Here is a 12,753-nt window from a genome sequence, read left to right on the forward strand (position 1 = left end):
CCGTCTTCGCCGAGGCTCGCGTTCACGCCGTACGGCACGGGGAGCTCTTCCTGCTGCGCGGGGTTGTCGACGTCGAGGAAAAAGAGCTGCCTGGTCTGCCGCGGCTGCGGACGGTGGCTGCGACCGCCAGCGCTGAAGAGCAGGCGATTGTCGCCGGCCCAGTCGCAGAGGAGCTCGTTGCTCGGGTGGTACGTGAGCCGCTCTGCGAGGCCGCCGAAGCTGTCGATGAGGTAGAGGTCGCGGTCGCCGTCGTAGTTGCCAACGAAGGCGATGGTCTGGCCGTCGGGGCTGAACTTGGGGAACAGCTCCTGTCCGGGCGGGCTGGCGAGCGGGCGTGCGACGCCCCCGGCGCGTTCGACGGTCCAGAGGTCGTTGCCGTAGCTGAAGACGATGCGGTCCTGACTGACGTCGGGGAAGCGCAGCATGCCGCCGTGCGGTTCGGCCCGCTGCGCGGAAGCCGGGGCAGAAGCCACCAGCAGACCTGCGGCGGCGAGCGTGGCACTGACCGCTCGGCGGAGCGGGAGCTTGTTCAAGAACGGACGAGAAGTCGTGGGCATGATGTCGAAGAAGATCTGATGCGTCGAATGTGGAGGAGCGGGTGACAGAGCTAAGGCGCGCTTGCGCCGCCTCGGCCGGTAGCAGTCACACCGTTGAAAAAGGAACTGGTTGCACAACGGTTCGATTTCGGCAATCGACGGCCGGTTGACGGTGACAGTTCTCGCACAAGCGCCGTTCGTCTGACCGCCGGACCCGTCATTCGGCTGCCTCATTGGCAGGTGCGACGTTCACACGACGCGGCTCACAGGCTCCAACCGCGGTTCGTACGCGGCACGCCGGTTGTTCCTCGTGAGGCATGAGCGTCAACATCAATCAGTTCACGATCAAGGCCCAGGAGGCCGTCATGCGGTCGCAGGAGATCGCGGCGGATCGGGGCAATCCCGAGATTCTGCCGGTACACGTCCTGGCTTCGCTGTTGGCGGAGACCGAGGGCGTGGTGAGGCCGGTGCTGCAGAAGGTGGGTGTCGACCTGGCGTCGCTGAATGCGGCGGGCGAGCGGAAGCTGGCGGCGTTGCCGTCGTCGACGGGCTCGAATCCCGGCGTTGGGAGCAAGGCACAGGCATTGTTCCGCGTCGCGCACCAGGAGGCGGAGCAGCTCAAGGACGAGTACGTCTCGACCGAGCACATTCTGCTTGCGCTTCTCAAGAAGGATGAAGAGGTCGGCACGTTGCTCAAACAGAGCGGCATGACGAGCGACAAGCTCATGGCCGCGCTGCAGGACGTCCGCGGCAACCAGCGCGTGACCGATCAGTCGCCCGAAGGCAAGTACCAGTCGCTCGAGAAGTACGGCAAAGACCTCTGTGCGCTGGCCAAGCAAGGCAAGATCGATCCGGTCATCGGACGGGACGAAGAGATCCGCCGCACGATGCAGGTGCTGGCAAGGCGGACGAAGAACAACCCCGTGCTCATCGGCGAGCCGGGCGTTGGCAAGACGGCCATCGTCGAAGGGCTGGCGGTCCGCATCGTCAACGGCGACGTGCCGGAGACCTTGAAGGACAAGACCGTCGTCGCGCTCGACATGGGCGCGTTGCTTGCCGGGGCGAAGTACCGCGGCGAGTTCGAGGAGCGGCTCAAGGCGGTGATTCAAGAAGTCACCAAGAGCGACGGCCGCATCATCCTGTTCATCGACGAGCTGCACACGATCGTCGGCGCGGGCAAGACGGAGGGTTCGCCGGACGCGGGGAACCTGCTCAAGCCGGCACTGGCTCGCGGCGAGTTACGGTGCATCGGCGCGACGACGCTGGCTGAGCATCGCAAGCACATCGAGAAGGACTCGGCCCTCGAGCGGCGGTTCCAGCCGGTCTTCGTCGGCGAGCCGAGCGTCGAGGACACCCTCGCGATTCTGCGTGGCATCAAGGACCGCTACCAGGCGCACCACGGCATCCGCATCACCGACGGCGCGCTCGTCGCGGCGGCGAAGCTGAGTGATCGTTACATCAGCGACCGGTTCCTTCCGGACAAGGCGATCGACCTGATCGATGAGGCAGCGTCGCGGCTGCGGATCGAGAACGACTCGATGCCGCAGGAGATCGATGAGATCCGCCGCGAGATCATGCAGAAGCAGATCGCGGTCGAAGCCCTAAAAAACGAGGACAAGGCCGCCGCCAAGCAGGCCCAGAAGGAGCTGGCCGATCTGCAGGAGCGCGACCGCGAGCTGACCACGCGGTGGCAAAACGAGAAGGACGTGCTCGACACGGTCAAGACGGCTCAGGAGCAACTGGACGCAAAGCAGGTCGAGCTGGAACAGGCCCAGCGTGCCGGCGACTTCGAGAAGGCCGCCCGCATCCAGTACGGCGAGCTGCCGGAGCTGTCGAAGAAGATCGACGACGCCACCGCCCGATTCCAGGAGCTGGCCGAAAGCGGCGAGGCGCTCGTGAAGGAAGAGATCGACGCCGAAGCTGTCGCCGCCATCGTCAGCCGGTGGACGGGTATTCCCGTGAGCCGCATGCTCGAGGGCGAGCGGGACAAGCTCGTCAAGATGGAGGACCGGTTGCACGCCCGCGTGATCGGGCAGGACGAAGCCGTCGTCGCGGTGTCGGACGCGGTGCGGCGGTCGCGGGCGGGGCTAGGCGATCCGGATCGGCCGATCGGGTCATTCCTGTTCCTCGGCCCAACAGGCGTGGGCAAGACCGAGCTTTCCAAGGCCCTCGCGGAGTTCTTGTTCGACGACGACGGCGCGGTCGTGCGGATCGACATGAGCGAGTTCATGGAGCAGCACAGCGTCGCCAGACTGATCGGTGCCCCGCCTGGATACGTCGGCTACGAAGAGGGCGGACGGCTCACCGAAGCCGTGCGTCGGCGGCCATATGCGGTCGTGCTGTTCGACGAGGTTGAGAAGGCGCACCGCGACGTCTTCAACGTGCTCTTGCAGGTGCTCGACGATGGTCGCCTCACGGATGGCCAGGGCCGGACGGTCGACTTCAAGAACACGGTCGTCGTCATGACCAGCAACCTCGGCAGCGATCGCATCCAGTCGCTGACGGCCGAGGGTGCGCCCGACATCGAGATCGAGGCGGCGGTGCGTGAGGTCCTCAAGGGCCACTTCCGGCCCGAGTTCCTCAACCGCATCGACGACACGATCGTCTTCTCGCCTCTCGGCCGCGAGCAGATCGGCCGCATCGTCGACCTGCAGCTCGCCCGCCTGAAGACGCGCTTGGCCGACCGCGGGTTGTCGCTGGAACTCACCGACGCCGCCCTCAAGGCGATCGGCGACGAGGGGTACGACCCGCTCTTCGGTGCCCGGCCGCTGAAGCGCGTCATCCAGCAGCGGATCGAGAACCCGCTGGCGACCAAGCTTCTCGCCGGCGAGTTCGAGCCTGGCAGCACGATCCAAGTCGACGCCGACCAGGCCAGCGGCAACCTGACGTTCTCGACGGCTCCGGTCGAAGGCGAGTTGATCGAAGAGCTGGCCACCTGAGCACGAGCAGGAGCAGCCGTGTTCCCGCTGCTCCTGCTTTCTGTTAAACCTGGGCGCATGTGGAGAGCCGAGTGCGCAGTAATGGCCGCCGCGTCCGCGGTAGCGGTTGTGACCGTCGCGTCACCATCTTTTGCGGAGCCGAACCTCGCGCCGTTTGCCGACAGTGGGCTTCGGTTTGGTCTGCGTGAGGTGGCGGTTTTGCCTGATACCAGCGGCCGCCCGCTGCCGACGAGCGATCGGCAGCCGAGCTACCGGGCACGTACCAACTTCTTCAAGGAGATCGAAAACGGCCGGCGATTCGTCAGCGACGAGCGTGGGCTCATCCAAGAGTTGGCGTCTGGTGTGAGCAACGTCTCGACGTCGACCTACCTCGATCTCCAGACATTCGACAGCGACCTCTGGTCACGCATGCAGTTCGCAAGCGGCAACGCGGCCGGGCTGGTGACGTTCGAGTTTCATCCGGAGTTTAATGACCTGACAGCGCCCGGGTGTGGGCGGTTTTACACGATCCACACGGAGGTGGGCTCGGTGGCTCAGTCGGCCGGGTTCGACGCGTACGTGCCGCAATCGGCACCGGGTGTGCCGGCGTACACGCAGAGCGATCTTGAGCACCACACCGTCATCAGCGAGTGGCAGCTGGATGATCCGTCGCGATCGGAGGTGACCTCGTCGAATGCGACGCGTCGCGAGATCATGCGTGTCGGCACGCCGGCGACGAGCTACTTCCATCCGTTCGGCGATCTCCAGTTCCGACCCGACGCCGTCCGCGGCGATCAGGACTTCGGCCTGCTCTACATCAGCGGCGGCGACTGGGGCTTCGTTAACGGTCGTGGTGCCGGCGGTGCGGCGGGTAGCTCGGACGAGCCTGTGCCGGGCGCCTTGAATCGACTCGACACGCTGGCCGGCACGATGATTCGCATCGATCCCGTGCCGTACAACGGCCGGGTCGATCGCAACCCGGGCCAGTTCGGCGACTACGGCGTGCCGAAGTCGAACCCGTTCGCAGAGGACGGCGACAGTGAGACGCTCGGCGAGATTTTCGCCTATGGCTTCCGCAACGGGCACCGCATGGCCTGGGACGACGGCAACATCGTCGTCGCCGACATCGGGCAAGACGCGGTCGAAGAGGTCAACATCGTCCAGCCGGGGGACAACTTCGGCTGGGCCTTCCGCGAGGGCACGTTCGTCAACGGCCTCGACACCGAAGACGGCGGGCTGGGCGATCCGGCCAACGTCTTCGGCCTGACCGACAACAATGGCAACTTGATCCCCGATCAGGACGAAGACGAAGGGCCATACACGTATCCGATCGTTCAATACGACCACGACGCGTCTCGTGGCGATCAGGCGATCGCTGGCGGCTTCGTGTACCGCGGGACGGAACTGCCTGAACTCTTCGGCAAGTACGTCTTCGGCGACCTGAACCTTGGCCGCCTCTACTTCGCGGACTGGCAAGACATGCTCGATCTCGACGCCGCCCGCCGTGCTGGCACTGCCCCGCTGACCGACACCGTCCTCGCCCAGGAGATCAAGCTGCTCGGCGACGAGCTCTTGAGTGATGCCGTCTTCGACATCACGGGTCAGACGCGCACCGATCTCCGCTTCGGCCTCGGCTACGACGGAGAGCTGTACCTCTTGACGGGGCTCGACGGCCGAGTCCGACAACTGGTGTCGACGTCTTTCGCGCTCGCACCGGAGCCTGCGAGCGCCGGCCTGCTGCTCACCGGTACGCTGATGTTGCTTCGACGAAGAACCCGTCGAGTTTCTGCTTGACACACGAGCGACTCTGCCTAGCCTGCTCGCCCGGAGTAGCCATGCGAGCCCACCTCAATTCATCTCGACCCAGTTAAACGCCGCCGTGCGGCGTTGTGGATCTTGAGATTGACTGCCGTCCTGATCGGGCGGCTTGGAGGTGCAGCGTGACGAAGAAGACAGACAAGAAGAAGCTGGTCGGCGTGAGCCGGCTGATCGGGCCCGAGGACCTGAAGGTCGGGCTCTGGGTCACGGTCGCGGAGCAGACATACATGGGTCCCGCCGACGAGCAGCCCCACGGCGGCGGTGTGATCGACACCGTCACGTGGACCGGTGCGCATTGCCGGACTGGTGAGCCGTTCGAGGTTCGGGCCGTCGCCCTGCCGTTCGTCTATGCGACGGATGCCGACGGCGACGTGACCACGCTCGACCTGCGTCGTCAGCGGTTGGCCCGACTGCCAAAGGCGTACGGCGTCGAAGCGCGACGGATTGCGAAGGAGCGCAAAACCCGCTCGTAGTCGAGCGACGCAAAGAGAACGACCCGCGGAACGCGTGTTCCGCGGGTCGTGTCGCATTTCACGAGTTGCCTAGTGGATTCGCACGCTGAACGGTGCGATCAGGATCACCGGGCGATCTTCGAGCAGTTCGCTGACGACGATGAACCGGCTGACTGCCTCGCGGGCTCCGGGCGGCAGGAGCTGCAGCGCCTCGGCCAGGGGATTGACGACCAGTTCCTGCTTCATCTGACCCAGCGGGAACCCGCCACCACCGAACGGGTTTGGCTGTTCGCCTGGCAGGACGATGACGTCGTAGTCGTCGCCGAGGTCAGCTTTCTCGGCGGCGGCGGCGAGGGCGTCTTCGAGGCCGCCGAGGTGGTCGACCATGCCGAGCTTCTTGCCCTGCGCCGCGAGGAAAATGCGACCGCGAGCGATCTCGTCGACGTCGGCAACACGGTCGCCGCGTCCCGCTTCGACGCGCTCGGTGAACTGGTCGTACGTGCTCTTCATCCAGTTGCGGATGAGTCGACGCTGGCCATCGTCCCAGGCTTCGGTCGAGCTGAAGAGATCAGCGTTCCGGCCTCGGGTGAACATGGCGGTGCTGAGGCCCACCTTGTCGTACAGGCCGTCGAGGACGAGCTTGCCGCCGACCACGCCGATCGAGCCGATGATGGCCGACGGATCGGCATAGATCTCGTCGCCTGCGACCGCGAGGTAGTACCCGCCGCTCGCCGCGACGCCGCCGATGCTGACGATGACGGGCTTCTCTTCGGCCACGCGTCGGATCGCCTGATACATCGCCTCGCTTGCCAGGGCACTGCCGCCGGGTGAATCGATGCGGAGCACAATGGCCTCGATCTCGTCGTCCCGTTCCGCCAGACGCATCGCGCGACGGATGTATTCGGTATTCACGCCCTCACCACCGCCAAGCAGTCCCCCGCCGCCGCTGGTGCCGTCGACTATGACGCCCTGGGCGTAGACGAGTGCGACCGAAGGCTTCTCCGCATCGATGCTCTGCGGCTTGAGCATCTGCAGGATGGCGAACGGATTGTCCGGATCGAACTGCGGGCCTTCCGTCGCGGCGTAGCTGGCATCCATGCGCGGCTCCTTGTCCGCGTCGCCGAGCTCTTTGGCGATGATGTCGCTGAGGCCGTCGGCGTCGGAGAGGTGATCGATCAGGCCGAGCTGCTGGGCTTGGCGTGCGTTGGTCATTGCTCGGTCGATGGCCGCTTCGATCTCGCTCTTGGGCAGGCTCCGGCCGCCACTGATGTCCGCCACAATCTGGTCGAACAGTGACTCGACCAGCTTCTCCATTTCTTGCGTCAACTCTGGCGAGGGCTCCGAGCGCGTGTATGGCTCGTCGGCACCCTTGTACTCGCCGACCTGGACGTAGTCGGGCGTGACGCCCAGCTTGTCGAGCGTGCCCTTGTAGAACATCGGCTCGACCGCGACGCCCGGCATGAACAGCTCGCCGCCATCCATCAGGACGACGTCGGTGCAGGCGCTGGCGACGAGGTAGCTGACGGTGTCGTACGTGTCGGCGTAAGCGAAGGTCCGCTTGCCGGCGCGACGCAGGTCGTCGAGCTTGGCCCGAATCTCCTGCGCCTGGGCAAAGTTCATCAGGCCGCCGTTGTAGAACGTCAGGAGGACGGCTTTCACGTCCGGATCGTTCTCTGCTTCGTCAAGGCGACGGAGGACGGTCCGCAGATCGAGGCCCGGTCCGCCGAAGAAGCTGAAGCCGGCCTGCTTCTCCTGGAGCGGGATGCTCATGTCGATCAGCGGCACCAGCGGACGCGACGCCTGCTCTTCCTTCTCCTCCTTCATCTGCCGAATCAAGTCGGCAGGGGAGATTCGGTCAGAGGCTTCCTCAGCCTCCGTTGCGTCTTCTTCTGGAGCTTCGTCCGTGGACTCTTCCTGGTCCGCCTCGTTGTTCTTGAGCCGCTCCAGCAGGCCAGAGAGACGGTCGCTCGCTCCGTCCTTCTGTTCCTTCTCGTCGGTCGGCCGGGTCGTCGGGGCGTCGGCCAGCGCGGGTACAGCGACCATGAGGGCCGCCGCGACGGTCGCTGCGGCAAGGCCGATGGGTCGGGAGCGGAATATCGACGGCAGAGAGGGATTGGACATCACGTGCTGGGAAGGGAGGACGAAAAGTGCTCGGCCGACAGGCCTCGCGCGGGACGCACGCGCTGGCGTCCGAAAGGTTGCACCGCGCATTGTTGCACGATCGCCCTCAACATCGACAATCGGCCGGCCTTTGCTCCGGTTCGCTGCCAGCTTCGTCCCACCGACGCTCCGTCGCGCCGGCGGCAGGTGGCTCGTCCTCGCCCTGGTGCTGGCGGTGTTCTCCGCAGAATCGCTACAGGCAGAGCCCCTGCCAGCGCTCACGCAGGCCGATGATCGACGCGAGGCAATGCCAGTCACGGCTGACGCGTCGTCGGCAAGGCTTTGGACGGAGGGCCGTGCGAGCGTGCTCTTCCTGCGCGGCGACGAGGACGCGCCCATTCGCATCCAGGCCGGTGAAACAACACTCCAGGCGAACTCGGCCGTGGTGTGGTCGCGGATTCTGCCGTCGGGGCTCGGTCGGCGTCGACTGGATGTCGTGCTGATGGGCGACGTGACGTGGCAGTCGTCGCTCGGTGAAGGTGCGGGGCCTCATTATGTGGCCGGGCTCATCGCCGATGGTCCCGTCGAGCTTCGAGCGGACGATCGGCAGCCTGGCGACGCCTCCGAAGACCCGCTGGTCCTCCAAGCCCGCCAGCGACTCGCCGAAGCTGCCGGCGAGCCCGATAAGCCATCGGCGGACGATGTCGACCCTTCGTCCGTGTCGACGGCGATCAGCCCCCTCCCGACGACGCAGCCCCAAGCCGCGACACTTCCACCCGAGCCGCTTGCGGCGGTCCAGGCGAGACGACTCCGGACCGTTCCGGCGAGCGATGACCTGCTTGCCGTCGAGGCGACGGGTGGCTTTTTCCTCATTCGCGAGGAGGCCGACGGATCGCTGGTCGAGCTCCGGGCGGATCGGGCGGTCGTCTTCAGCAAGGTCGAACGGCTCGACGACATCGAGACAGACGACACCGGACTCGGCGACGACTTGGCCCGCAATGCCAGCGGCGTCTATCTCGAAGGTGGCGTCGAGGTCCTCTTCACCGATGCTCCAAGACGACGCAACGGCCGGGTCGACCTGCCTCGCGGCGACCAGCAGCTCCGGGCCCGCCGTGCGTACTACGACTTCGACACGGGCCAGGCTCTACTCGGCGAGGCCGTCCTGCACACATCGGCAACAGGTGACGGCGACGAGCTTCCGCTGACGGTTCGTGCCAAGGCGCTTCGACGCTTCGTCGACGGCGACTACGAGGCTCGAGCCGGGCGAATCAGCTCGACTCGTTTCGCGACGCCGATGCTGTCGCTCGGGGCGTCGCGCGTCTTCATCCGCGAGACCGAGTCGTTCGGTTCTGTTCGCCGCATCGCTGGTGCCGACAACGTCACGGGCCGGGTGTTCGACGTCCCGTTGCTGTACTTCCCGGTAGTCCGCGGCGTCCTGCCTGACCGCCGAGTTCCGTTGCGGGGCGTTCGGATTGGCGAGTCGCGCAACCGCGGAACGTTCGTCCGCACCGAGTGGGGCTTGTTCGAGACGATCGGTCGGGATCCGCCAAGCAACCTCGATGCGACTTACGAGATCGACAACTTCTCGGAACGCGGCGTTCGAGGTGCCCTACGCGGCGACTACGGCGGATCGTTCTTCCTGCCGGTCGGCGAGGGTCGGCCCGCGTTGTACGACGGCAGCTTTCTGCTCGAGGGCATTGACGATCGTGGCGACGACGACCTGCCAGGCAGGCGTCCGGACGTGCCGCAGGACGGACTCCGTGGACGATTTGAGGTCGAGCACGCCCTGTTCCTCCCGTCCGCGTCGACGATGTCAGGTGAGGACTTTGCCCTGTTCTTCCGTCTCGGTTTGCTGTCCGACTCGACCTACCTCGAATCGTGGGATCGACCGCGCTTCAACGACGGCCCGGCGCACGACCTTTCACTCTTGGCGATCAACCGGAGTCGCAACAAACTCGGCTGGGCGTCGTTCAACGTGTCGCTGCACAACTACCCGACCTTTGCCGAGGTCGTTCAAGAGAACACCGCAATCGAGCGGCTGCCTGAACTCGGCGCCGGCAGTTTCGGTGATCGCCTCGGGCCGCTCACCGTTTCCACCGAGGCTCGGCTCGGCGTGCTCGCGTTCGATCGCCTCAGTGGCGACCTGCAGCGCGACCTGAGTCTGCCTGACGGCATCCGTGGTTTTCCGGGCTTCCCCAGCTACGCCTACACGCCCGACACGGAACGGATCGTGCCGCGATTCGACCTGCGCCAAGAGGTCGCCGCCCCGTCGACCGGCGGCTTCCTGAGCCTCCGTCCGTACGTCGTCGGTCGAACCACGGCCTACGGGGACGGTCCATTCGGTGGGGCGACGGGACGCGTGCTGGCCGGTGCGGGCGTTTCGGTCCGGACGGCGTTTGCAGGCGTCAGCAACAGCGTCTACAGCCGCATCTTGAGCCTCGATCGACTGCGTCACGTCGTCGAGCCCTACGCCGACGTGTTTGGCAGCATCGGCTGGGGGCCTGACACGACGGAGCTCTACGTCTTCGACGAACAAGTCGACGGCTACGGCGAGTTGGGCATCGTTCGTCTGGGCCTGCGGCAACGCATTCAGACGTACCGCGGTCCGCCGGGTGGCAAACGGAGCGTCGACCTGTTCGACCTCGACGTTTCCGCCAACTTCTTCGACGCCGCCGAAGGCCGCGAGCGTGCTGCCCGACTGCAGTTCGAAGGCGGGCCCGATCCCGACGGACTCACCGGCCCGTTCCGCGGCGTCTTCTATGAGAGTCGCCCCGAGGCATCCCTGCCGCTGGACACGCTCGAAGGCGGTGCTGCGTGGAACATCACCGACACGACCAGCACCTCCGGCCGACTCATCTACGGAATCGATGCCGACGAACTGCTCTCGGCCGTCGGTGAGGTTCGACTCGAACGCGGCGAACGCCTCGACTTTCGCATCGATGCCCGTTACCTCCGCCCGGCCGACTCGACGACGATCGGCGGCAGTGCGCAGTACCGACTCAGCCGGCGATACGACCTCTTCGGCCGAAGTGTCTTCGACGTCGACCAAGGCCGCCTGCGGAGCAACAGCGTCTCGATCACCCGTTTCTTCGAGCGGGCGACGCTGCAGGTCGGCCTGTTTCTCGACAACATCGACGACGAGGGCGGCATTCGCGTCGACTTCCGACCCTTCGACGTCCCGGGCCTCGACATCGATTCATTCTCGGTGTCGGGCGGGTAACCAAGAAGGTCGTTAGTGTGCCGGGCGATGACCAGCAATCCGCTGCACGAGTCTGTCGACCGCATCCTGATCTCCGGCGACGACATTGCCCGCCGCGTCGGAGAGATCGCTGCCGACATCACGCGCGACCACGCCCCCGAACGCGTCGGCGAGGAGGCGGAAGTGACCATCGTCCCGATCCTGACCGGCGCGCTCGTCTTTGCCGCAGACCTCATCCGAGCGATCCCGCTGCCAATCAAGATCAACCTACTGGCCGTCAGCAGCTATCCAGGCAAGAGCGTCCGCAGCCTCGGCCCGGAGGTTCTCGGCCAGCAACTCGGCCACGTCGAAGGCAGGCACGTCGTGCTGGTCGACGACATCCTCGACAGCGGGCGAACACTCGCTTCGGTTGTGCCGCTCGTCCGCGATCTCGGCGCCGCCAGCGTGCGGTCGTGCGTGCTGCTCAAGAAGCAACTCGCCCAGCCCGCTGCCATCGAGGCGGATTACGTCGGCTTCGAAGTGCCCGACGAGTTCGTCGTCGGTTACGGCCTCGACTACGACGCCGTCTACCGAAACCTGCCGGACATCTGCGTCCTCAAACCCGAAGCCTTCGGCGGCTGAGCTAGCCCGCGACTTTCTTGAAGACGCCGCTGACGACAATCAGCATGACCATCAACACGACGGGAGCCGTCGAGTACAGCAACGCCTTGGGTAGACTGTCGAGCTTGCTGAAAATCAGGTAGGCCGCGACGTACGTCAGCACGACGCTGAAGATCATCTTCAACAGATCCTGCGGCAGGGCCTTGGCGATCTCGGCACCGACGAAGCTGCCGACAAGCATGGTCGGCGTGACGAACCAGACGAGCCGCCAGACCACAAAACCGTCGCGGTGGTAATTGAAGATCGCCGGGGCAGCCGTGGGGGCGAGGATCATCGCCAGGCTCGTCCCCTGGGCTGACTTCTGGTCGAGTCCGAAGACCAGCACCAGAATCGGCACGATCACGGCCCCGCCGCCCAGGCCGAAGAGACCGGCGAAGACGCCCACAAAGAGCCCGAACGCCAGGAGCCCGGGGATGCTGTTCATCAACTGCTGTGCCATGATCCGACCGGTGTAGGCGATCAGCAGGAGCGGCCGCAAGGTCGCGCCAGGCTGATTTTGCTGACAACACCGACGCAATTCGCAACACTGCCCCCATGACACTCGCCGCCACGGAAGCGCGGCCGGCCGCCAGGCACGGACGCTTCACCGATGAACCCGCCATCACGCCGCAGAAGCGCTGGGACGTCGCGACACCCGACCCCGACGCCGTCGAGCAGCTCGCCAAAGCCCTCAAGACCAGCCGACCGCTCGCAGCTGCTCTCGTCAATCGCGGCTTCACGGCCGACGATCTCGACGCCTGCCGAAGCTTTCTCAAGCCGAGCCTGACCGACCTCGACGAGCCCACGACGATTCCCGGCCTCGATGCTGCCGCCGCCTGCATCGCCAACGCGCTCCGCGACCAGAAACGCATCGTCATTTACGGCGACTACGACGTCGACGGCATCACCGCCAGCAGCATCCTCTGGCACGCGCTTACGACGCTCGGTGCCAGCGACGACCACGTCACGACCTACGTCCCCCACCGCATCGACGAGGGATACGGCCTGAACGCCGACGCCCTTCGGCAGCTGGCCGCCGACGGAGCGCAGGTCGTCGTCACCGTCGACTGCGCCATCACTGCTTGCGACGA

Annotated in this window: 9 protein-coding genes; 6 read left to right on the top strand and 3 right to left on the bottom strand. The window is 65.7% G+C overall.

What is annotated here, in order from left to right:
- Positions 1-557, bottom strand: a 557-nt coding sequence (locus tag AAGI46_10520; protein MEM1012637.1) for a DPP IV N-terminal domain-containing protein, incomplete at its 3' end; no start/stop codon positions are given.
- Positions 558-853: 296 nt separating this feature from the next.
- On the opposite strand from AAGI46_10520, the gene clpB reads away from it, so the two are divergent.
- The 3 genes from clpB to AAGI46_10535 all read left to right on the top strand — a co-directional run bounded on the left by clpB (position 854) and on the right by AAGI46_10535 (position 5,745).
- Entirely contained in the window at positions 854-3,475 is a 2,622-nt protein-coding gene (gene clpB / locus AAGI46_10525; GenBank protein MEM1012638.1) for an ATP-dependent chaperone ClpB, read from the top strand.
- A 57-nt stretch (positions 3,476-3,532) separates the two neighbouring features.
- Positions 3,533-5,248 carry a PQQ-dependent sugar dehydrogenase gene (locus AAGI46_10530; GenBank protein MEM1012639.1) on the top strand — a complete coding sequence of 572 codons (1,716 nt, stop codon included), beginning with the start codon at positions 3,533-3,535 and terminating at the stop codon, positions 5,246-5,248.
- 146 nt (positions 5,249-5,394) lie between these two features.
- Positions 5,395-5,745, top strand: a complete 351-nt coding sequence (locus AAGI46_10535; protein MEM1012640.1) for a hypothetical protein — start codon at positions 5,395-5,397, stop codon at positions 5,743-5,745.
- Between the two features lie 69 nt (positions 5,746-5,814).
- On the opposite strand, the gene sppA is transcribed toward AAGI46_10535, so the two are convergent.
- A complete protein-coding gene (gene sppA, locus AAGI46_10540) occupies positions 5,815-7,845 on the bottom strand; it encodes a signal peptide peptidase SppA (GenBank protein MEM1012641.1) in 2,031 nt (676 codons plus the stop codon).
- Positions 7,846-7,975: 130 nt separating this feature from the next.
- Here sppA and AAGI46_10545 point away from each other — a divergent pair, with 130 nt between their 5' ends.
- Together AAGI46_10545 and hpt are read left to right on the top strand one after the other, a co-directional pair.
- Positions 7,976-11,044, top strand: coding sequence for a hypothetical protein (locus AAGI46_10545; protein ID MEM1012642.1), 3,069 nt, complete (start codon positions 7,976-7,978; stop codon positions 11,042-11,044).
- Between the two features lie 27 nt (positions 11,045-11,071).
- Positions 11,072-11,644 (top strand): hypoxanthine phosphoribosyltransferase, encoded by a 573-nt coding sequence (hpt, locus tag AAGI46_10550; GenBank protein MEM1012643.1) that lies wholly within the window; start codon positions 11,072-11,074, stop codon positions 11,642-11,644.
- Between the two features lies 1 nt (position 11,645).
- On the opposite strand, the gene AAGI46_10555 is transcribed toward hpt, so the two are convergent.
- Positions 11,646-12,161, bottom strand: coding sequence for a sulfite exporter TauE/SafE family protein (locus AAGI46_10555; protein ID MEM1012644.1), 516 nt, complete (start codon positions 12,159-12,161; stop codon positions 11,646-11,648).
- A 56-nt stretch (positions 12,162-12,217) separates the two neighbouring features.
- Here AAGI46_10555 and AAGI46_10560 point away from each other — a divergent pair.
- Positions 12,218-12,753 (top strand): DHH family phosphoesterase (locus AAGI46_10560; protein ID MEM1012645.1); only part of this gene is annotated, 536 nt, incomplete at its 3' end.

The sequence above is a fragment of the Planctomycetota bacterium genome, assembly GCA_038746835.1.
In the GTDB taxonomy this organism is placed as follows: domain Bacteria; phylum Planctomycetota; class Phycisphaerae; order Tepidisphaerales; family Tepidisphaeraceae; genus JBCDKH01.

Excerpts from the sequence above, each read along its gene's own strand:
- clpB (MEM1012638.1), top strand. The coding sequence starts at position 854 with ATGAGCGTCAACATCAATCAGTTCACGATCAAGGCCCAGGAGGCCGTC.
- AAGI46_10530 (MEM1012639.1), top strand. The coding sequence starts at position 3,533 with ATGTGGAGAGCCGAGTGCGCAGTAATGGCCGCCGCGTCCGCGGTAGCG.
- sppA (MEM1012641.1), bottom strand. The coding sequence starts at position 7,845 with ATGTCCAATCCCTCTCTGCCGTCGATATTCCGCTCCCGACCCATCGGC.
- hpt (MEM1012643.1), top strand. The coding sequence starts at position 11,072 with ATGACCAGCAATCCGCTGCACGAGTCTGTCGACCGCATCCTGATCTCC.